The following is a 21891-nucleotide window of genomic DNA, read 5'->3' on the forward strand; positions in this document are numbered from 1 at the left end:
CCTAGATAAGACCAAGACAAAATGTCAATGAATCGAAATAATTCACTAATGCTTTTGAATTTTTATGGTTTTATTACCTAATTCTTCATTCACTATATTTAACCAATAAATCCCATGATTTAGGGTAGAAATATCTATAAACTCTAGATTCAAACTATTATCATGCTGCTGTATCAATTTACCTTCTATAGTGTAAACATAGAGGCTATATCTCTTCGAAGCATCTAATCCACTAAAATAAATCTTATCAGAACTTGGATTTGGATATATAGTAAAATCAAGAGGATGCTTTACAGAGGAAATAGAAACCGGCGGTGGCGGTGGATCTTTGACTCCAGTAAGGCTATCAATAGAAAACATTTGAACTCCTCCAGCATAGTTACCAAAAATTATTTCTGCTTTCCCATCATCAGTCACGTCTTTAATAGCTATAGTTGGGCTATGATTGATTGAAAAATTGGGATAGAGACTTTTGTGTTCGTTTTTCAATATTAGCGAGCGATTATTATTTAATTTTTGAGTGTCTATAAGCGCTTTTCCCACTTTGCCTCCGTATAAATTATAGGCAAAAATGAGGTAATCTTTACTATCATTAGGATCAGTCCAAACAGCTGGGTGGTATATGAATTGAAATGGCAGATTTATAGGATCTAATAAGTTTTCGGGATTAATCACAGAATCACAACTCGGCTTTGAAAACTTGACTATAGAATCTTTGCTAATATTTTTGTAATATTTCAAATGAAAGAGATCTCCCATAAACATATCAACTTTCCCATCTTTATCTACATCATGAAAACAGATATTCGAACGACCATATTTATCCTCATACTCCAAGGATAGATTCTGAGTGGTATACAGAAATCCTCCAGATCCACCTTTATGGAAATACATTTCTCCTATAATGGGTAAGCTTCCATTACTGGCAAATGGTCCACTGAGATTTCTATCGAAGGATGTGATTAAAATATCATCGATCTTATCACCATTTAAATCCCCAACCGCAATTTTAATATTCGCCCTGTTTTTTGATTTATAGCTAAACAAATCATTGGATTCTAATTTATAAAGAGGCTGTTTCTTATTACCTATGTTTCTGTAATAAGTAATATATCCGATCTCCCAAGAATCGCGTTTCATAATATTAGGTATCAAAAGATCAATCAAACTATCTTTATCATAATTATAAAAAACAGGTGCAGAACCAGTTCCTACATCAATGGTTTCGTCTGCTAAGAAATCGTCATTTATAAATGCGAAGCTATCGTGATAGGTGTTTGTCGTAAGATCTAACTTCTTTCGTTTCCCTAGGTTTCTATATTGATGAATGGTTTTTACGTCATCATTAAAAAGTTTCTGAGATAACTGAACTCCTGAAAAATCTCGCTCTATGAGAAAAGAAACCAAGATGTCTTTTGCTTTATCATTATTGACATCGTACCAAAAACCAATAGGCATCATGAGATCTATGGGCCTAGAAGAATAGCTTGGGAAACGAAAATCATCTCCTTGTTTCAAATAGGCTGAATCTTTGGTACCAATATTCAGACCTAATGGAGAGTTCTTTTGATTTTCACTATAAGCAAAGGCATCATAAAGTTTATTGCCATCAATATCAATGTTCCATATCATTTGAAACTCGTCATGTCGAGGTGTTAATATTGGGTCTTTTTTTGGAGGAGGTAAGAATTTTTCCATATTGGGATGGCAGCCCGACTTGAATTTAAGTGGATTGAAATCTGCAAAACATGCTTGTCCATAAAATTTATTGTCTCCCTTCCAGAAGTTTTCCTTCGAAGGTAATGTCATTTCTTTTTTATAGTTTTTATAATATCTTAGGTGATTAAATGATCGAGAAACATATACAAAATCTACATCACCATCCCCATCTAAATCTTCAAACATGGGTAAATATTTATTAAGGGCTATTAACTGCGTTCTTCCATACAGCGGATCATAACTCGTATATTCTATTGAATCATAAAAGTCAAATTGAAATGTAGAATCATTGGTTCGTTTACAATAGTGAATAAAAAAATAGCTTTGTGTTTGAATTATAAGGTCTTCTGTAGAGTCTTCATCGAGGTCATGTAATAAAAATACATAGGAGCCTTCTTTAGGGAAAAATGCTTCATAACGAGGTGCATAAACATAACTTCCATTCGGTTTTTGTATAAAAGGCTGAATTCTACCCGCACTTACACCTACCTGATGCACCACCACTAGGTCCTTGATACCATCTTTATTCAAATCCATTTGATTTATTATGCAACTATTCATGCCACCTGTAAATGGATTTAATATTTGTTTTGAACCATGATAAACTGGAACATTATTCATTCGAAACAATTCCTGCCCATGCAGATTCTTTTCAAATACCAACAAAATAGCTGCAACAAACAATATTGTTCCTTTCATATCTTTTGAATTTATACAAATATACGTATAAAAACATAGAAAATCAATATCAAAATTCACGATATGTTAAGAGTATTTTATATAATAAAACACTAAAATTAAATCAAGTTTAAGGATCAAAACACCAACAGGATAGTATTCAACAAAGAATTATTAATTGAAATTATTCTTATATTGTTAATAGTTATTGAGTTCCTTTATTTTAAATTATGTTTTTCCATAATATAGCTCTCAAAGTATCCGAAATCAAGTGGCTTGCCTGTTGCTTTGATGCATAATTCCTCTGAAGTAAAGAGAGAACCATATTTATGAATATTTTCGCTGTGCCAATTATTAATTTCTTTAAACTTATTTTGCTTGATTTGCTCAATCAACTGATTATTTTTATTCATTTCCAAATACCATTGCGCGGCGAAAAATGAGCCTAAAGAGTAGGTTGGAAAATAACCCATACCTCCAAAACTCCAATGAACATCTTGTAAACAACCATTGGCATCGTCTGGCACATCTAATTTTAAATATTCCTTATACATGGCATTCCAATAATCCCTCACCTCGCTCACTTTCAGTTCACCACTAATCAATTTCTTTTCAATTTCATAGCGTATCATAATATGATAATGATAAGTCAACTCATCTGATTCTGTACGTATCAAACTAGGCTCTATAAAATTGATTTCTAAGAACAAATCATGAGGCGACAATCCTGCCATTTGTTGTGGAAATATATCTTGAATCAATGGGAAAATAGCCTCAATAAATACCTTACTTCGTCCAATATTATTCTCCCAAAAACGTGATTGACTCTCATGAATGCCCAAAGAAACGGAATTTGAAGAAGGCAATCCGATTATACCTCGATTTAATCCCATTTCATAAAGACCATGACCGCTTTCATGAATAGCCGACCATATCGAAGACATCAAATCATTCTCATTGTATCTTGTGGTCATTCGAATATCTGAACTATGGAAATTCGTACAAAAAGGATGAGAAGAAATATCCATGCGAAAAAGGTCTTTATTGACTTGCAGGAATTCCAATATATCCTTTACTAATAATTGTTGCTTTGCTAATTCAAATTTCTGAGATAGAAAACCGGTCTTTGATCCTTGTTTTGATAGCACTTTGTTTATTAAACTACCAAGCCGAATTTTAACTTCTTCAAATAATGGATCTAGCTTAGCTACCGTCATTCCTTCTTCAAAATTATCCATTAAGGCATTATATGGGTGATCTTCATAACCTAGTAAATCACATTTCTCCTTTAACATATCTACAATGGATGCAAGCGATGGTAAGAAAAGTTTAAAATCTGAATTCAATTTTGCCTTTTCCCATACTGAATAGGCTTCACTCGTTAGTTTGCTCATACGCTCCACAAATTCTGTATTGAGTTTCTTCGATTTCTGAATATCTTTTTTTATTATAGAGACTTCTTTCCTGTCTTGATCTAGGAGTTTTTGATCTTCTAGCAAAGAATCTACCAGCTTTTCTAAATTAGGATCCGTCAATCGTTCATGCGTAAGTCCATTTATTAAGGAGGATTGATCTGCACGGAAACCCCTGTCGGAACCATGAGGCATCATGACTTCCATATCCCAGCTAAGCAGTGCTCCTATGGATTCTAACTGTTTTATTTCATACATTTTTTTCTTTAGAAGTTCGTAAGACATTAGAGAAGTTTTTTAAATTTACATATGTGATTTAAATAGTAACATTTACAAAGGATGTAATGTTAATTAATAAGTAGTTAGTATAGATACAAATTATTTTTTAGTTGTTTTCCTTGTAGATTCTGATTTTGGAAATATGATATATTTATACCATAAAGAGAAGGGAGGACAAGCTACATTCTTCAGTTTTTATCTTCTGAAAAAATATAAATAACTTCGTTTGGCTTTTTGAGAAGGTAGGTTTCACGGACAAATTTTTCAAAATATTCATCGCTATGTTTCAGTGCTTTTTCTTCTATTTTTGTTTGCACTAATTCTTTCTTATAGTAAGCAATTTCTTTATTCAGTTTGACAATCTGATACTTTCTCTGTGCCTGTCGAATGAGACTATTATTGTCAAAAAAAGAAATCCAGACAATAAAGAGAATTAATGCTGTCCAATATTTATTGCGGAAATACTTCTTTATAAGATTTGATAAATTATTATAAGCTTTTATCAGCTTGGATTCCAAAACTGTCATAATGCAAATTTAACTACCTGAAATTTTAAGATTATAAATTCTATCCACAATACTATGTATAAATTAATATTCCATTAGACATCCACAGAAATATCTATACTAAAGTTTTTATTGTTTAGAGTCATGAGTTCAAAGGCAATTACATCTTGTATTTTTTGCTTTTCTGCGGCAAGGTCTTTATTACGTGGCAGTTTTACCAATATTTCCCGAATAAACTGATTCCTAATTTTTGAAATTGGAGGAAGATTAGGTCCCAATACTATTCCTTTAATAGTAGCAGATAATTTATTATATAGTTTATCTGCATATATTTTAACTAAGTCTTCTTTAAGATGCTTTATTGAAATTTTAATCAATTTACAATATGGTGGATATATAAATTTCTCTCTTAACTTCAATTCTTGTTCTACGAAACCTTTCCAATCATGATTCAGTACATATTGAATGACTTTATTTTCTGGATCACTTGTTTGGATAAGCACTTTACCAGGAAGTTGACCGCGTCCAACTCTGCCTGTTACCTGGTGAAGGGTTTGAAATGCACGCTCATCTGTTTTATACTCGATAAATGAGAAGAAAATATCTGCCTGCACAACTCCTACTAAAGTTAAATTATCAAAATCCAAGCCCTTCGAAACCATTTGCGTGCCGATAAGTACATCGAACTCTTTATTTTTAAATTGATTTAAGATAAGGTCGATTTTAGAAACACTGCTAGCTGTATCCAAATCTAGTCTACCTAGTCTTATATTAGGAAGAAATAGATGAATTTCCTCTTCTACCTTTTGAGTTCCCAACCCTTTAGTTTTCAATTCTGAACTACCACATTCTAAACAGGTTGGCTTTACACTATACTTTTTATTGCAATAATGGCAAACGAGGAGTTTGTAATAGGAGTGGTAGGTGAGCCTCACGTCACAATGGTCGCATTTTTGGACATATCCACAGGTATTGCATTGAATATAAGGTGAATAGCCTCGTCTATTTTGAAAAAGTATAGCTTGTTGTCCTTGGCTTATGGTTTTTGAAACCTCTGTCAACAGCCTTTCGGAATAAAAGCTTTTCATACCTTGAACTACCAGAGGGTCTCTTAGATTGATTAATTCAACTTCAGGCACCTTGGCCTCTCCGAATCGACTCAATAACTCCACGAAACCATATTTGCCGCGATGAACATTAAAATAGGTCTCCACGCTTGGGGTCGCAGATCCTAACAAAATTTTAGTGCCTAGAAACTGTGAATAGTGAATCATAGCATCTCTACAATGAAATTTAGGTTGGGTATCTGATTGTTTCAAAGAGCCATCATGTTCTTCGTCAATAATGACTAAATCAAGCTTTTGATATGGTAAGAATAAAGTAGAGCGTGTACCGACGATAAACTTTATCTCCCCTGTTTCTACCTTTTTCCATATCTCATAGCGTTTATTTTGACTTATCAAGGAATGATAAATTAAAAAACTAGAGCCAAAATAGCGATTTAATCTGCTCACAATTTGTTGTGTAAGCGCTATTTCAGGTAAAATAAGAAGGCATGTTTTATTGTCAACGAGATAGTCTTGAATTAATTTAATGTAGACTTCTGTTTTACCGCTGCCTGTGATACCCCGCAATACTACAACGCTTTTTTCGGTAAATTGTTTCGTTATGGATGCATAGGTTTCCTGCTGCGCTATACTTAGCTCTGCCTTTTGAATCTCCTTATTTTTTTGGATAGAAAAGCGATCTACTTGCTGTAGATACTCAACCAAGATACCTTTGTCAATAATGGATTTCAGAATGGTAGCACTCGCATCAGCTTTATGCAATAATTCTGACTTTAAGACTCCATCATGATTTCTAGTTAAGGAGAAATATGTCAGTAGAATTTTGTATTGTTGAGGACTTTTGGATTGTAATAAATTAAATGCTTCGTTGATTTTAAAAGTATCGGTATAATCATAATGCAGTCGAATGAATTTTTCATACCGAGCTTTATACTTATCCTTAACGATATCTACTGGTTCCACAAGCCCGCAGTCTATCAATTTATTGAGACTAATCAATCCTTTTTTATTGCCAAAATTTTCTTTGATTTCTTTAAATGAAATCTGTCCCATACTTCTAATGGATTCCAATAAAATTTCCTCATCGCCGTCATGATTAAGCATAGTCAAGGTCGATGGATTCTCTATAGCTTCATCATGGATTTTAAAAAAGCGCTCACTCGACAGTTTGAAATAATTAGGTAGGGCTGTATCCATAACCTCGCCAATGGTGCACATATAATAATCAGCTAACCATTTCCAGAATTGTAGATTTTTTTCGTAAATAATTGGCTTATCATCGAGGACTTGTTCAATCAATTTTACTGTTTCTATATTAGGTTTATCGTGGTGTAACCTCGCTATGATTCCAGCATAATATTTACTACGACCAAAAGAAACTAAGACACGCTTTCCCACCTGAACCTCATCTAGAAGTTCCTTAGGAACCATATAGGTATAATAGGAAGCAAGTTTTAGGGGTAAAATGACGTTTGCAAACACAGTTGAAAGCTCATTATTTAATAGTAAAAGTTAGTATGCAATAGACATTCATTTTGACCTAACATTAATTATTCGTTATTAATTGTACTTCATACCCTGCATGACTGCGAATATTTAGAACGGTTTTCTCGTCGAATATCATGTACTGACCTTTAATACCTGTCAAAATGCCATCTATTTTTGATTGTTTATCTAGTTTGATAGATTGAATGGATGATGTTAAGACAGTAGTTGGATAATTCAATTGATATATGGTATCATCCTCAGATAGGAAGTGTTCAAATTCTTCTTGACTTTGTACCAACCATTGACTATATTTCCTTTTTTCAGCTAATAAATCTATAGAAGTGTCTTTAATATTTTTCAACATAGCCCTCCAATTCGTTTTATCACTGAGTACATTTTTTAAGGTTACTTCTATATGACCTGCTAATTGTCGGTAAGGCGTTAACGCGAGTATAACTGCTTCGTCGGCACCTTGATCTATCCAGCGACTAGGAATTTGATCTACACGTGTGACCCCTACTTTCAGGCCTCCGGAGTTAGCCAGATATACGATGTGTGGCTTATTGTGGTGTTTTTCTTCCCATTCTGGAACCTTGCCTTTTCCCAAATGAGCCTCGCATAATTCTGGATTAATAATACAAGGTGAATTTAGAGCAGAACTCATCATACAGACATAACACAAACCAGGCGCGTAAAACTTTTTAACCAATTTGCGACAATCAATACATTCTAGGTGCCCTGTAAATTCAATTGATATTTTTTTGCCTATATGATAGTTCAAACAATTGAAATCAGCCTCTGTATGATCTAAATAATATATCACCTGGTCGTTTTCCAGTTTCGCAGGCATTTTTTCCAGAAATAGGGAAATAGCTAAACTCAATTGGAGAAGTATCTATACACGAAATAAATACCCACGAGAATGACGGATAACAAAACTCCTTTCATGGCATAAACCTTATCAAAATAATTCAAGACAAGGAAGGTAAATAATCCTCCAAGCAATGATAGTTTTAGGATATCATCCTTTATTCCTTCACCATAATTTCCAAGTGCTTCTATATTATAGTAAGCAATTTGTAGATTATAAGCAAGCCCGATAGCCAGGCAGCCTAGAATAAAGCCAGTAATCATGTTATCTAGTTTTTCATACCCAATAATTCGTTTATAATTCATTTTTAAAAATATATTTGTTTGTATGGTTTGTATAGTTTATTTAGTTGTTCATTGGTAGCTATTCATTTTTAATTTAACTCCCAGTTATTGTGTATATAATTAATATTGTGATAGTTGGTGAGATCAAACTGGATAGGAACTATGGAAACATAATCATTAGCTAGTGCCCATTCATCCGTATCATGGCCTTCATCAAAGTTAACAAACCTACCCGTAAGCCAATAATAGTGTCCACCTCGTGGATCTTTGCGTTCTTCAAACTCCTCTACCCATTTTGCCTGCGCTTGTCTGCACACCCGATAACCCTTTAAGTTTTCAGCTTTTACTTTGGGTATGTTTACATTCAGCAGACTAGGCTTCGTCATTGGATGTTCTAGCATTTGTATAGTCAATTTGCGAGCTACAGACTTCGCTACTTCAAAATCAGCATCTAAATCATGATCACATAAGGAAAAACCTATAGAAGGAATCTCCTCAATAGCCGCCTCTACTGCTGCACTCATGGTTCCTGAATAAATAATATTGATAGAAGAATTAGAACCATGATTGATACCAGAAAGACAAATATCAGGTTTGCGATCTAAAATAACATCACGAGCAATTTTTACAGAATCTACCGGTGTACCGCTGCAGGCAAAACTACCCAAAATACCATCAAATCGCTGAATAGGTGTGAGGCGTATAGGTTCTTTGAGCGTCACAGCATGTCCCATACCACTCTGCGGCAGACTAGGAGCCACCACCACAACTTGGCCAAGGTCTTTCACTGCATCTATTAGACTTCGTATACCTTTTGAATAAATACTATCATCATTGGTGATTAGTATTAAAGGTCTATTCGGATCAGAAATTATTTTATGAATCATAATTGTAAAAATAAATAGAAATAGCATACTTAGCTGTTAATTGTTTTATCCCAAATTCCGCATTAGAAAATGAAGAATCGATTAAGAAATTGTATTTCAATCCCGTACGTAAGGGATTGAAACAAAATCTAAATCGTCCGAAGAACCCTCGGGACAACTAAATCATATAGTTCGCCACGTTGTGGCTTCTAATGATTAATTCGGGTTTAAAGTATTTTTTCTCTCTCAGCCAGAGCATTTATACTGGCACATACTAACTATGGTGCATTTAAACACTCTAATACCGTAAGCGTATTAGTATTAGTCCAATGTCGCATGGCTCATTGCACTAAACAAATACAGCTACGGGATTTACCATAGCAAGGTTTTAAAATGGGTTGGACCATTTTAAAACCGCTATTGGTATAACTTAAAATCGCATTTTTCAATGTATATCTGCATTATATTATCATTTTATGAACTATTTATGATTAAATAGCTAGATGAAAAATGGTGGAATTTTAATGCTTACATTCTGCACTCAAGCTTTTAATTCCTTAATAATCTCTACATTTTTTTGTTTTTCAAACTACCTATGAGTCGAACATCAGTGTAGTAAGTAGGAATAGATAGAGTTTAAAAGCAAACCAAAGTTAGGTTGTCTAGCATGATTAAAGTAGATTTTAGCGAAAAAAACTCTAAATATTCAGCGAATTATCTATCTTAGTCATCAAATTCTAATTCTATGCAAAAATTATTATTGTGCATGTTATTCATTGGCATTTATTCCTTAAAAATGAGTGCACAATCATCTCCTATCGGTATCTGGGTTACCATTGATGACGAAACGGGCAAGGAAAAGTCACATGTAGAAATCTATGAAAGAGATGGGAAGTTATTTGGAAAAATTATAAAACTGCTGCTCAAGCCTAATAACAGTGTATGCGAAGTCTGCGATGGTGACCGTAAGAACAAGCCACTGGTAGGAATGGTAATCATTTATAATATGAAAAAGCACGGAGACAAATGGGATGGCGGTAAGATATACAAAGCAGATTCGGGCAAAGAATACAATGGTTTTCTCAAAATGAATGGTCCTGATAAACTGATAGTGACTGGAAAGGTCTTATTTATCACCAAATCTCAAACATGGAGAAGGTTAAAATAATATGCCATCCAAACTTTTTATTGACTCTATCTTCCGTCTATTGTCCAAAATTAAAATTCAATATTAAAAATCATAATTTAGACAATAACCTCTCATTTTTTTAGGGATTAAATTCTAAATTTATTTTTCAAAAAATCACCCTTTAGAACTATTACTCAAATGATTTTAGACCACATAGGAATAGCGGTAAAAGATATAGAACAAGCCAAAATCATGTATGAAAAAATTCTACAGAGCAGCGCATATCATGAAGAAATTTTAGAAAATCAAAAAGTAAGAGTAGCATTTTTTAAAACAGGTCAAGACTCTAAAATAGAACTACTCGAAGGTATAGGAGAAGATTCCCCTATATCGAAATTTATTATGAAAAAAGGGGAAGGAATACATCACATGGCTTTCTTAGTTCCAGATATTTATAAGGAAATAGAACGTATGAAAAAGGAAGGCTTCGAACCACTGCAAGAAGCTCCCAAAATTGGAGCAGCAAATAAGTTAGTTTTCTTTTTTCATCCAAAGACTACAGGTGGTAGTCTCGTGGAACTTTGTCAAAAACAAAATTAGACATTGAAAGCATTCGTTTTCACTCTTAGTTCTCTATTTGTATTTAGTATACTCCATAGTCAATCTCGAAGTAAAGATTTATTACCTGTAAATCAATTTAAATCAGGTGAATATTTCAAATATAGGGTCATATATAAATTCAGTGAGGTTTGGGTTACAGCAGGCAATGTTATCTTCGAATTAAGCGAACGAGCGGTAAATGATAAACATCATACGGTATTAATAGCCAGAGGTAGCACTGCCCCAGCTTTTGATTTATTTTACAAGGTTAGAGATGAATATGCTACTGTCACGGAGACAAATACATGCCTACCAAAGTTTTTCCTGAGAAGGGTAAATGAAGGTGGACTAAAAATACATAATGACTTCAATTTTTTTCACGAGAAGCAAGAAGTAATCGCAGAAATGCAAGATTTTAAAAAATCTCATATCATTGATACGATGACCATACCGGAGAATACTCAAGACGTGGTATCAGCAATACTTTATGCTAGAACACTGGACTATAAAAAATTAGATAGTGGCGGACAATTTAGCTTTCCTTTATTTATAGACAATGAAGTTTTTACCATAGGAGTTAAATATCATGGTAGTCAAGAAATTTCAACAGAATATGGTAGCTTTCAATGCCTAGTCTTACAACCTATTCTCATCAAAGGAAATGTATTCTCAGAAGTTGATAAAATGAGAATTTATATGACGGATGACGACCTCAGACTTCCTGTTTTCATTGAATCTCCGATTAAGGTTGGCAAAATAGCCGCTGTATTGACTAAGTATAAGGCCAAATAGCTTTCAAAACATCTAAAATAAAAAAAATGAAAGTTATTTTTAAGTTTAATAGCATCAAACTATAGCAGTGAATAAAAAAGTTATAGAAAATTTCCATGTGCTTCTATGGTTAGTTAAAGATTTATGCTGGGCTATGGATTTTAAAATTTTAGGAACTATCATGGTATTACCTACCATAGCAGCCGCTTTTTGGATTTTAATGATTACAAAAAAACAGATTGATTTCTGGGTTAATCTATCCGTATTATTTTGGATACTTGCTAATTCTACCTGGATGACGCTGGAGTTTTTTAATAAAGGAGAGGTATATTTCAGTCTACCCTTTTTCATTGCAGGTATTCTTTCGTTTTTACTTTATATTTATAAGCTTTATAGGAATAGTTATGAACGAGGTTGAGTTTAAAAAATATCTCGAAAAACTGGAGCATTATTGCGCATATCAAGAGCGCTGTATTTCGGAAGTTAAATTAAAAATGACCAAAATAAAAGTCCCTAGCGAGTTTACTGATAATTTAATAAATTCTCTTCTAGAGAATAAATTTATCGACGAGGAGCGATATGTCAGAGCCTATGTCCACTCAAAAGTCACCTATAAGCGTGATGGGGTAGAAAAAATTCGTTATGGATTAAAACATAAAGGTATTCGAGATAATCTCATTAATGAGGTTTGCGCTGAGTTAGATAAAATATGTTACCAAGCAAATTTGGAAGCATTAATAAATAAAAAGAAGGAGACTCTCATAGCTAAATATGATAAACAAGAAACTAAAACTAAGCTGGTAAGATACTTATTATCAAAAGGCTATAGGTATGATGAGTTCAGAAACTTCATAAGTCAATGAACTAGCAGTTATTTTGATAAATTTATTAACTTTGCCCTATATTTAAAATTATGCGAAACATTTGGAAATTAGCTACCATTTTACTGTTATTTATATGCTTATTTTTAGTTTATATTTTAGTGGATAAACAGGAAAATAGTTCAACTGAAAACGGCTTAGTTTCTTTAAATGAAAAGGTCAAAGCAGAAGCTGAGTATAATAAACTTCAAAATCCAATTTTTGGAGCTGATAATAATGACTATTTCTATCAAAACCCAACAACCATAGAGTTTTTAATGAATGAATACGATTTTGATACGATACCAAAGAATAAGGTCATAACTAGAGAAATAAAATTTATCAATTCTGGTAAAAATCCATATTTCATAACAGATATAAAGGTCTCCTGTGGCTGTACAATACCGAGCTACGACACTAAACCAATTCAAGCTGGAGACACTGGGACTGTCAAAATAGAGTATAATAGTGCCAAAAAAAGTGGATTTAATATGAATAAGCTCTCCATTTTTGGTAATACAGAACCTAAAGAGAAGCCTGTTTATTTCAAGATTTATGTAAAATCAAATTAATTTTGAGAATCATAGGGATTGATTATGGTAAAAAACGTTGCGGATTATCTGTCACAGATAACTTGCAGATCATTGCTACACACTTAGTATCAGTTGCTTCGAATGACTTATTATCTTATTTAAAGGGCTATTGCGAAAAAGAAGTTGTCGAGGGTTTCGTTATAGGAAAACCTTTAAAACTCAATAATCAACTAAACGAAATAGCCAAGGATATAGTCGAATTGAAAATAAAACTAAATCAATGTTTCCCTGATAAATACATCGAAGAAATAGATGAAAGATTCACCTCTAAAATAGCATTTCAATCCATTCTAGATAGTGGTGTAGGAAAGGAGAAGCGAAAAAATAAGGCTAATATTGATGTGGTTGCAGCAGTTATTATACTTCAAAATTATTTAGATTTAAAATCCAATTTAAACAAATGATACTCCCTATTTATGCCTTTGGACAACCAGTTCTAAAGAAAAAAGCGAATCCTGTAGAACTCGATGGGTCCAAGCTCAAACCCATTATTTCAGATATGTTTGAGACTATGTATCACTGTAAAGGTGTAGGATTGGCAGCTCCTCAAGTAGGATTATCCATTAGACTATTTATAATAGATAGCAGCAAAGTCAATGATGATGATGAGCGGAAAGACAAATCTGAAGAAGGCTTAAGGGAAGTGTTCATAAATGCTGAAATGATTGAAGAAAATGGCGGACTGCATTCATTAGAAGAGGGTTGCCTCAGTATCCCCAATATTTATGGACATGTAGAACGAGAAAAAGCGATAAAAATTAGATACTATGACGCCCAGCTAGAACTAAATGAGAAGGTATTTACAGGTTTTACAGCCAGAGTTATTCAGCACGAATATGACCATATCGAAGGTATACTTTTCATTGAGAAATTAAAACCGCTTAAAAAGCAGATGATAAAAAGAAAATTAGAAGATATTAAAAAAGGCGATATCAATTGTAGATATAAAATGAAATTTGCATAGAAAATTGAAGCTGATATTTAAAATAACTATTCTACTATTTTGGGGTTTATCTGCTTTAGCGCAGACCGAAACATTTGTTCAAAGCTCCTCTCTTCAGTTTCCTTTTAAGTTAAGTATAAAGAAATTAGAAGAAACGACGAATCAGGCTATCAAGGGAATCATTTACAAAGATAGTCTCTACACAGATGAAAATAATGATCAACTAAAATGTACCGTATGGAAGGATGGGGATATACGTTTAAGTTCCGTGAAAAATAATGTACTCAAAGTAGACGTTCCACTCAAAGTGTGGATTGAGAAAGGAGTTGGTGCACTAGGTATATATACTTATAAGAATACTGAATTTAGACTTATTATGTCCTTTCACCTCGTATATAATATTTCTAAGGATTGGCAATTGACTACTAAAACTCTGAAAAATGGTTATATCTGGACGCAAAAGCCAAGTCTGAATTTTGTATCACTTCAAGTTCCTATCACTCCAATTGCAGAAAAGATTTTAGATAGTAAACAAGGAGAATACGCTGGTATTATCGATTCTCAGATAGCCAAAAATATAAATTTAAAAACTCAGATAATCGATGTATGGAATCTAATGAAGGAACCGCAAAAAGTATCTGATGACTATAATACCTGGCTCGCGATCATTCCTCAAAATATTGAAGCTCTGCCATTTACACAAGACGAAAATTATATTATATCTGCTTTCAAGGTCAATATCAAAGTCATATCATCCATAGGATATGATTCTATGTTAAGCACCCCGAAGGTTCAGGATATACCGCCTTTGAATTATAAATTGTTTAATTACGACAGTTTTAGCTTATATACTTTGGTGACTATACCTTATTTAGAAGCTAGTAACATAGCGAGGAAAAAATTTTTAAATCAGGAGTTTAGTTTTCAAGAGCGCAAATATAAGATCACTGTAAACGATATCTCATTATACGCAAACAACAATAAGTTGATGATAGAAAGTGACCTAACGGGCTCATTCAATGGAAAAGTTTTTATACAAGGAAATTTATACTATGACGAATTAAACAGGACGGTGAAAATGCGAAACTTGGAATTTGATTTCAAAACTAAAAACATTCTACACAAGATAGCCAATTGGCTATTTAATGGCAAAATTGAAAGAAATTTAGAGGAAAATTTTTCCATGCCAGTAAATGAGCTACTGGATTACTGTTTATTATCAACCAACCAAGCGCTCAATAGGACTCAGAATGGGTTCAAGATGACAGGTAAGGTATGGCAACTGATGCCGAGTTCTCTTGTTTGTAATGAAACAAACATATTACTTACTCTTATAGCGAAAGGCAGCCTTGAAGTAGAAAAATAAAAAAGGGTTGACCATTCTGATAGTCAACCCTTTACAATTCATATATACCTTTATATGATTAATGTGCAGCTGGATCAGCAGCAGAATCAGTAGCTGGTGCTACTACATTTGCAGAATCTAATGCTTGTGTCATTTGCTCTACAGCTTGATCCATAGTTACTTCTTCAGTTTTCTTCTCTTCATTATTACAACTAAGGATAGTAAGTGAAGATGCAGTCAATGCGATAAGTGCTAATTTTTTCATTAATTGATTTTTTAAAATTCAATGCAAAGTTAGAAAACACCCTTGACTATATTGTCGCAAGTATCAACAATTTCAAACTAATGTAAAAAAAAATAGACTGCCTAAAGGCAGTCTATCTTATAGAACGTTCTAAATAATTATCTTAATAGACCAATTATTCTTACTTCGTTGCAGGAGCAACAGCAGCAGCAGCAGAATCAACTACAGCAGTAGCAGCAGCAGTATCTACAACTGCAGCAGCAGCGTCTGTAGCTACCTCAGCAGTAGCCTCTACAGCCTCTTCAGCTGGCTTAGTCTCGTTACAAGAAGTGATTGCGAAAGTTGCAACTGTCAATAAAAGTGCTAATTTTTTCATTTTTCTAAAATTTATATGTTTTTTAAAATTCGCTGCAAAGATATAGCTAATTTGGTATTTGCAACCATTATTTTGTTAAAAATAATTAATTACTTTTCTTTAAAAATTAGGTTTATGTTGATTCCCTTAAAATCAAAATTTTCTCTCAGTTTATTTTTTAAGAAGTTCTTATAGTGCTCTGGCACATATTTCGGGTGATTGCAGAAAAAAGCAAAGGTTGGCGTATGAGCGTGCAATTGGGTTATATATTTTATTTTAATAAAATTACCTCTATGCGATGGTGGTGGTGTAGCTTCGATAATTTTAAGCATGACATCATTCAATTGGCTAGTAGGTATTCTTCTTCGCTGTGCCTTCGATACAGACTCTATAAATTCTAATAACTTAAATATCCTTTGTTTTTCTGTTACAGAAGTGAATAGAATAGGAATATCATTAAAAGGAGCTAATTTCGCTCTTAATTTTGCTTCATATTCTTTCATAGTATTCGTCTCCTTTTCCAACAAATCCCATTTATTGACTATGATAACTATGGCTTTTCTTCTCCGTTGCACTATTTTAAATAGAGACATATCCTGAGCCTCAATTCCTGTTTGCGCATTAATCATAAGCAATACGACATCTGCTTCTTCTATCGATCGTATCGCACGAATAACAGAATAAAATTCTAAATTTTCATGGACCTTGGTTTTGCGTCTAATACCAGCAGTGTCAATAAAAACTAGGTGTTTATCAAATTTCTTGTATTCGGAGTATATCGAATCGCGTGTAGTTCCTGCGATATCTGTTACGATATTGCGTTCCTCTCCCATGAGTGCATTTACGAGAGAACTTTTACCCACGTTGGGTTGTCCAATAATTGCCACTTTGGGTATTTCCATAGCTTCAATTTCCTCTTTAGTCAATTCATCTTCAGTAGTTTCCTTAGGCAATTTCTCTACTATAGCATCTAAGATTTCTCCCGTACCTGAACCAGAAATAGAGGATAATGGATACATTTCAGCAAAACCCAATCCATAAAACTCAGCACTTTCATGCAATCGTTTAGTATTATCTACCTTATTGACGACTAGTAAGACATCCTTATTAGATTTTCGCAGCATATCCGCTACATCATCGTCCAAGGAGGTAATTCCAGTGGTGACATCTACAACAAACAATATGATTCGAGCCTCGTCTAAGGCAATTTTTACCTGCTCTTTAATCGCCTTTTCAAACACATCTTGACTGCTATCGACATAGCCTCCTGTATCTATTAAATCAAAAATAACACCATTCCATTCTACTTCTCCGTAGATTCTATCACGCGTTACTCCGCTAATATCATCTACTATAGCTTTGCGTTCACCTACCAATCGATTAAAAAGTGTGGATTTACCTACATTCGGCCTACCGACTATTGCTACTGTCTTGTTCATTTCTTATCTATCTTCTTCGGATTGAAGTATCCAAACTTTTCGAGTATCTTGTCTTTACTCCTCCAGTCTTCCAATACTTTGACAAAAATAAACAAATGAATCTTAGTGCCCGTATAAGATTCTATTTCATGACGAGCTTCAGCCGATATTTTCTTGATTTTTTCAGCCTGATGACCTATCAAAATTCGTTTTTGTGATTCACGCTCCACATAGACAATAGCCTCTATAATAGACTCTCCACTGTCTTTTTCCTGATACTTACTTATAACTACTTCTGTACTATAGGGAATCTCCTTCTGATAGCTTGAAAATATTTTTTCTCGAATAATTTCAGAAGCGAAAAACCGCATATTCCTGTCCGTCCAGTCCTGATGATCATAATACGGTGGATGAATCGGTATATGCTTTACTAATAAATCTAAAAATCCTTGTTTGCCAAGATGAAGTTCAGCGGAAATGCATACAATTTCATCAAACTTTAAAATTGATTCATAATAGGAAATTAACTTTTTGACCTCTTCTGGTGAACATTGATCCACTTTATTAATAACCAGAAATATCTTCTTTTTTACTCTCTTAATTTCCGAAATCAGCGGATGGTCATCTTTTAATAAATTATATTTATCGACTACTAAAACGATGATGTCCGCTTCTTCTAAGGCCAACTCAATGTATGAATTCATATTGATTTGCAGCTGATAAGCAGGCTCGTCAATAAAGCCCGGTGTATCCACTAAAATCAATTGATAGCCCTCTGCGTGTATAAAACCTTTGATGTTTTGACGAGTGGTCTGGGATTTACTATTCACTATCGAAAGCTTTTCTTCTAAAAGCATATTGATAAGCGAAGATTTACCTACATTAGGCAATCCAACTATATTGATAAAACCAGATTTAAAATTTGATGACGTCATGAAGAAACCAAGGCAAAATTAAACTAATTGTATTACTGTTTGGGATTTTTAAAAGAAAAGCTAGTTGTTAGTATACTTAGCCAACAATTTAAACCTTAGTTAAAATTTTATATCCAAGTTAGGAACAAAAAAATAAAAGAAATTTCGATTCGTTTATATTTACAAGTAATTTCCTAAAACATGAAACTGAATAAAATCATTATATCCCTCGCTATATTTTCTATCCATTCTGTTCAAATTACTGCACAATCCACGCCTGTCCAAGATGAAGTCAAGCCTGCTGAGACTATAGAAATAGACCGAACTATCAATCCTCATGTGGACACGGTATTAAAAAAATCATTGCCCCAGGTAGATATAACAGAAAAGGGCAATGTGAGAACTCCCGAAGAAGAAGAAGCCTATCAGAAGTTAAAGCGTCGAGTCATCAAACTCTACCCTTATGCACTAATGGCTAAACAAATTTATGAGACTTCTTCTCAGGCTACGAGCAATATGTCAAATAAAGAAAAAAGAACTTATCTCAAAACAAAAGAAAAAGAACTTAGAGATCGGTTTGAAAATGAAATTAAAGCCCTTTATACTACTGATGGACCAGTTCTAGTAAAATTAATTCACAGAGAAACTGGTAAGACTACCTATCAGCTTCTGCGAGAATCAAAAAGCTGGATTAATTGCATTTTCTATCAATTTGCTGCAAAAAATCATGGGTACTCTCTAAAAGACACTTTTGATCCAGCAATAGATAAGGATATAGAAAATATGGTTCAACTATTGAAGTCAGAAGGTCAGCTGCCTGTATATTCAGGCATTTAGTTGCTAGTGGTTTGTCACTAGTAACTAGTATTTATACAAACAAAATAAACGAATTTCTTCTTTTTGAGTTAATTTCGTTCTTGAATGATTTTGAACTATAATCTTGCTGATATAGAGTCGATAGTTAAGGAGCTAGTCAAGCACTTTGAAGATTATCGAATTTTCTGTTTTGAAGGTCCATTAGGTGCAGGCAAGACCACTTTAATAGAAGAAATTTGCCGCTGTTTAGGAAGTACTGACTCTCTTTCTAGCCCTACATTCTCGATTGTCAACGAGTATAATTCAACTCTAGGGGTATTATATCATATGGATTGGTATCGATTGAAAAATGAAGACGAAGCAATACATATAGGGATAGAAGATTACCTCTTTAGTGGGAGTTATTGCTTTATTGAATGGCATCAGCATGCAGAAAAACTGATTCCTAAACCTTATGTCTTAGTAAATATTTCTCATCAAGGAGAAAATCACAGACATATTATAGCTAAGGTTATTGAATAACATATGACTAGACTAGAACAAACCAAAGACCTCTCCCCTACACTCTTTAGTGAGACCTTTCAACAAACCTATCACTCTATACATGGCGCTATATCTGAGAGCAATCATGTATTTATTGAACATGGCTTATCAGAAATTTTAAAAACTAAAAGCAAGATATCCATCTTTGAAATGGGCTATGGAACTGGTCTCAACGCTGTATTGACATGGCAGTATGCCATCAAAAATAAGCTAGATATTCAATACTATTCCATCGAAAAATTTCCTGTTGAGAAAAATGTATATCATGAATTTAAAACACAAGATGATCAACTTAATCTTTTATTAAGCCAATTGAATCAATCAGAATGGGGTGAAGTACATAAATTCAATAAATTCCAATTTCAAAAATCAATTGATGACTTGATTAGTATCAAATTCAATCAAGTTTTCGATTTAATCTATTTCGATGCATTTTCACCCAATGCGCAACCTGAACTTTGGACAGAGTCAATATTTAAAAAAATCTACGAAAGCATGCATTCAGATGGCATACTAGTTACTTATTGTGCTAAAGGTCAGGTTAAGCGCAATCTCAAAACGGCAGGCTTTCTCGTAGAATCACCTGCAGGTCCAGTTGGGAAACGAGAAATGACAAGAGCACGAAAAACAATAACAAATCACTAATATTTCAAAACAATACATGCGCTTATTTCCCAATCAAATTAAAGCTTTAGAAGAAGTCTTGGACCTTGTAGGACAAGGTGCTGTATTAGACAATGAACTCAAAAAGAAAGTTGATTTTCACAAAAAATGGGGAGCTAAAGATCGACGAAACTTTTATCAGGCAGCTTATGATATCGTGCGTCGCTTTGAATTGTTAGAATACATTGGAAAATATGAAAACAAAGGTGTTATAGGAGCTTACCTCAGCAATATGACAGAACATGCTACAGATTATGAAACTCTTAAATCAAATATAGATTTAGAAGAACACATTCGTCTTTCATTGCCTAAATCCTTACGGGATATTTATCAAAAAGAAGATCCGAATAGTTCAGACAATTTAAAGGCCATGCAGCAGCCTGGTAATATTTACCTAAGAGTCAATACCAGTTTATTAAGCTTAAATAAATTTGCCCAAAAGCTTCAGGAGCAAGAAATACCACATGAAATAATAACTAAAGTCAAAATCGAAGGGCGTACATTTAACTTGAATTGTATACGCCTATTGAACCGGACTCAGACGCACCGCCAATTTTTTCATGAGAATCAGAGTTTTTTCGAGATACAAGATATCGGCTCACAAATAATAGGAGAGTTTGTCGATTTTTCAAATGCCAATACCATAATAGAATCCTGCGCAGGAAATGGCGGCAAAACGACTCATATCATTGATAAAACGAGAAACTATAATCCTCTTCATTTAGCATGTGATAATGAACGTAAAAAACTAGAACATCTGAGACTACGTATTAATAAATGGAAAGACCATAAAGTAGTGACGGATATGGCTAAAGATAAAGTGCTGGAAAAATACCAAGGTATGGCGGATATCCTCTGTATGGACGTACCTTGCACTGGTAGTGGAACGCTGAAAAGGCAGCCTGACATCAAATACAGAATCTCTCAAAAAACACTCGAAGAAAAATTAACAAAACAGCGCGAACTTTTCCATTTATTTGATAAAACTTTAAAATCTGGTGGGCAGCTGCTATATTCTACTTGTAGCCTATTTGAATCTGAAAATCAAAAGCAAATAGAATATATCACTCGCAATGGATATAAAATGGAAGACCAGCTAGTATTAGAGCCAAGAAACTATGCAGGCGATGGATTTTATATGGCGAAATTGAGGAAGAATTAGATTCACTTCTCGGAAGTCTCTGATTTCCGAGAAGTGAATCTAATAAGCACAATGCCTGCACCCACTCCCGCAGCAGAATCCTCGCTTGATATGAAAATATTCTGTCATTACTTTGTAAGGACCTTCGTAGTAATAATCCAAGCCTTCTATCATAACAGAATTCGACACTGATTCTTGACTTATCTCTTTAAGTATTTGATTGAACTCCTTTAAGCAGTTATTGCAAAGGCAATTATACTTGGTCTTGGCCAAGTAAGTTTTTGTTTCAGAAGAAAGTTGGATAGAACTACAAGCGCAGTGAGCTATATCATTGGTGAGGCAAGTAAAGTCAGAACTGCAGCGTTGACAGATTTTTTGCACAATGA

Annotated in this window: 25 protein-coding genes; 13 read left to right on the forward strand and 12 right to left on the reverse strand. The window is 33.7% G+C overall.

The genetic code is table 11. The annotated features are described in order from the left end of the window. Positions 1 to 45 precede the first annotated feature (45 nt). The 7 genes from JNL75_09130 to surE all read right to left on the reverse strand — a co-directional run bounded on the left by JNL75_09130 (position 46) and on the right by surE (position 9191). Positions 46 to 2418 carry a T9SS type A sorting domain-containing protein gene (locus JNL75_09130; protein ID MBL7789973.1) on the reverse strand — a complete coding sequence of 791 codons (2373 nt, stop codon included), beginning with the start codon at positions 2416 to 2418 and terminating at the stop codon, positions 46 to 48. A gap of 197 nt (positions 2419 to 2615) precedes the next feature. Further along, positions 2616 to 4094 carry a carboxypeptidase M32 gene (locus JNL75_09135; protein ID MBL7789974.1) on the reverse strand — a complete coding sequence of 493 codons (1479 nt, stop codon included), beginning with the start codon at positions 4092 to 4094 and terminating at the stop codon, positions 2616 to 2618. A 182-nt stretch (positions 4095 to 4276) separates the two neighbouring features. Continuing rightward, complete coding sequence (locus JNL75_09140) at positions 4277 to 4615, reverse strand: septum formation initiator family protein (GenBank protein MBL7789975.1); 339 nt, start codon at positions 4613 to 4615, stop codon at positions 4277 to 4279. Between the two features lie 74 nt (positions 4616 to 4689). Continuing rightward, the gene (priA, locus tag JNL75_09145) at positions 4690 to 7143 is read right to left on the reverse strand and encodes a primosomal protein N' (GenBank protein MBL7789976.1); all 2454 of its coding nucleotides are present in this window, start codon (positions 7141 to 7143) and stop codon (positions 4690 to 4692) included. A 64-nt stretch (positions 7144 to 7207) separates the two neighbouring features. Then, positions 7208 to 8032, reverse strand: coding sequence for a DUF2797 domain-containing protein (locus JNL75_09150; protein MBL7789977.1), 825 nt, complete (start codon positions 8030 to 8032; stop codon positions 7208 to 7210). After that, complete coding sequence (locus JNL75_09155) at positions 8029 to 8325, reverse strand: hypothetical protein (protein MBL7789978.1); 297 nt, start codon at positions 8323 to 8325, stop codon at positions 8029 to 8031. The genes JNL75_09150 and JNL75_09155 overlap by 4 nt, the downstream gene beginning before the upstream one ends. A 68-nt stretch (positions 8326 to 8393) precedes the next feature. Further along, positions 8394 to 9191, reverse strand: a complete 798-nt coding sequence (gene surE, locus JNL75_09160; protein MBL7789979.1) for a 5'/3'-nucleotidase SurE — start codon at positions 9189 to 9191, stop codon at positions 8394 to 8396. A gap of 775 nt (positions 9192 to 9966) precedes the next feature. On the opposite strand from surE, the gene JNL75_09165 reads away from it, so the two are divergent. The 9 genes from JNL75_09165 to JNL75_09205 all read left to right on the forward strand — a co-directional run bounded on the left by JNL75_09165 (position 9967) and on the right by JNL75_09205 (position 15432). Further along, positions 9967 to 10338: a DUF2147 domain-containing protein gene (locus JNL75_09165; protein MBL7789980.1), complete on the forward strand. Its 372-nt coding sequence runs from the start codon at positions 9967 to 9969 to the stop codon at positions 10336 to 10338. Between the two features lie 159 nt (positions 10339 to 10497). Further along, positions 10498 to 10899 (forward strand): methylmalonyl-CoA epimerase, encoded by a 402-nt coding sequence (gene mce, locus JNL75_09170; protein ID MBL7789981.1) that lies wholly within the window; start codon positions 10498 to 10500, stop codon positions 10897 to 10899. A gap of 3 nt (positions 10900 to 10902) precedes the next feature. After that, positions 10903 to 11691: a DUF3108 domain-containing protein gene (locus JNL75_09175; GenBank protein MBL7789982.1), complete on the forward strand. Its 789-nt coding sequence runs from the start codon at positions 10903 to 10905 to the stop codon at positions 11689 to 11691. A 67-nt stretch (positions 11692 to 11758) separates the two neighbouring features. Next, positions 11759 to 12088: a hypothetical protein gene (locus JNL75_09180; protein ID MBL7789983.1), complete on the forward strand. Its 330-nt coding sequence runs from the start codon at positions 11759 to 11761 to the stop codon at positions 12086 to 12088. Then, positions 12075 to 12533: a RecX family transcriptional regulator gene (locus JNL75_09185; protein MBL7789984.1), complete on the forward strand. Its 459-nt coding sequence runs from the start codon at positions 12075 to 12077 to the stop codon at positions 12531 to 12533. The genes JNL75_09180 and JNL75_09185 overlap by 14 nt, the downstream gene beginning before the upstream one ends. Positions 12534 to 12583: 50 nt before the next feature. After that, on the forward strand, positions 12584 to 13102 hold the full coding sequence (locus JNL75_09190; protein MBL7789985.1) for a DUF1573 domain-containing protein: 519 nt from the start codon (positions 12584 to 12586) through the stop codon (positions 13100 to 13102). A gap of 2 nt (positions 13103 to 13104) precedes the next feature. Further along, the gene (gene ruvX, locus JNL75_09195) at positions 13105 to 13527 is read left to right on the forward strand and encodes a Holliday junction resolvase RuvX (protein ID MBL7789986.1); all 423 of its coding nucleotides are present in this window, start codon (positions 13105 to 13107) and stop codon (positions 13525 to 13527) included. Further along, positions 13524 to 14087 (forward strand): peptide deformylase, encoded by a 564-nt coding sequence (def, locus tag JNL75_09200; protein MBL7789987.1) that lies wholly within the window; start codon positions 13524 to 13526, stop codon positions 14085 to 14087. Before ruvX ends, def begins: the two co-directional genes overlap by 4 nt. Before the next feature lie 4 nt (positions 14088 to 14091). Beyond that, on the forward strand, positions 14092 to 15432 hold the full coding sequence (locus tag JNL75_09205) for a DUF4403 family protein (protein ID MBL7789988.1): 1341 nt from the start codon (positions 14092 to 14094) through the stop codon (positions 15430 to 15432). Positions 15433 to 15490: 58 nt separating this feature from the next. Here the strand turns inward: JNL75_09205 and JNL75_09210 are convergent, their stop codons facing one another. The 4 genes from JNL75_09210 to era form a co-directional block, all read right to left on the reverse strand. Next, a complete protein-coding gene (locus JNL75_09210; protein MBL7789989.1) occupies positions 15491 to 15676 on the reverse strand; it encodes a hypothetical protein in 186 nt (61 codons plus the stop codon). A gap of 160 nt (positions 15677 to 15836) precedes the next feature. Continuing rightward, positions 15837 to 16031, reverse strand: coding sequence for a hypothetical protein (locus JNL75_09215; GenBank protein ID MBL7789990.1), 195 nt, complete (start codon positions 16029 to 16031; stop codon positions 15837 to 15839). A gap of 89 nt (positions 16032 to 16120) precedes the next feature. Further along, positions 16121 to 17449 carry a ribosome biogenesis GTPase Der gene (gene der, locus JNL75_09220; protein MBL7789991.1) on the reverse strand — a complete coding sequence of 443 codons (1329 nt, stop codon included), beginning with the start codon at positions 17447 to 17449 and terminating at the stop codon, positions 16121 to 16123. Further along, the gene (era, locus tag JNL75_09225) at positions 17446 to 18363 is read right to left on the reverse strand and encodes a GTPase Era (protein ID MBL7789992.1); all 918 of its coding nucleotides are present in this window, start codon (positions 18361 to 18363) and stop codon (positions 17446 to 17448) included. The genes der and era overlap by 4 nt, the downstream gene beginning before the upstream one ends. A gap of 180 nt (positions 18364 to 18543) precedes the next feature. Between era and JNL75_09230 the strand changes: the two genes are divergently transcribed. The 4 genes from JNL75_09230 to JNL75_09245 all read left to right on the forward strand — a co-directional run bounded on the left by JNL75_09230 (position 18544) and on the right by JNL75_09245 (position 21526). After that, the gene (locus JNL75_09230) at positions 18544 to 19179 is read left to right on the forward strand and encodes a DUF4294 domain-containing protein (protein ID MBL7789993.1); all 636 of its coding nucleotides are present in this window, start codon (positions 18544 to 18546) and stop codon (positions 19177 to 19179) included. 84 nt (positions 19180 to 19263) lie between these two features. After that, positions 19264 to 19680, forward strand: coding sequence for a tRNA (adenosine(37)-N6)-threonylcarbamoyltransferase complex ATPase subunit type 1 TsaE (gene tsaE / locus JNL75_09235; protein MBL7789994.1), 417 nt, complete (start codon positions 19264 to 19266; stop codon positions 19678 to 19680). Between the two features lie 3 nt (positions 19681 to 19683). After that, positions 19684 to 20346 carry a tRNA (5-methylaminomethyl-2-thiouridine)(34)-methyltransferase MnmD gene (mnmD, locus tag JNL75_09240; protein MBL7789995.1) on the forward strand — a complete coding sequence of 221 codons (663 nt, stop codon included), beginning with the start codon at positions 19684 to 19686 and terminating at the stop codon, positions 20344 to 20346. A 16-nt stretch (positions 20347 to 20362) separates the two neighbouring features. Next, positions 20363 to 21526 (forward strand): hypothetical protein, encoded by a 1164-nt coding sequence (locus JNL75_09245; GenBank protein MBL7789996.1) that lies wholly within the window; start codon positions 20363 to 20365, stop codon positions 21524 to 21526. A gap of 39 nt (positions 21527 to 21565) precedes the next feature. Here the strand turns inward: JNL75_09245 and JNL75_09250 are convergent, their stop codons facing one another. Continuing rightward, a complete protein-coding gene (locus JNL75_09250) occupies positions 21566 to 21886 on the reverse strand; it encodes a cysteine-rich CWC family protein (protein ID MBL7789997.1) in 321 nt (106 codons plus the stop codon). Positions 21887 to 21891: the final 5 nt, after the last annotated feature.

This window comes from Chitinophagales bacterium (assembly GCA_016787225.1).
Taxonomy (GTDB): domain Bacteria; phylum Bacteroidota; class Bacteroidia; order Chitinophagales; family JADJOU01; genus CHPMRC01.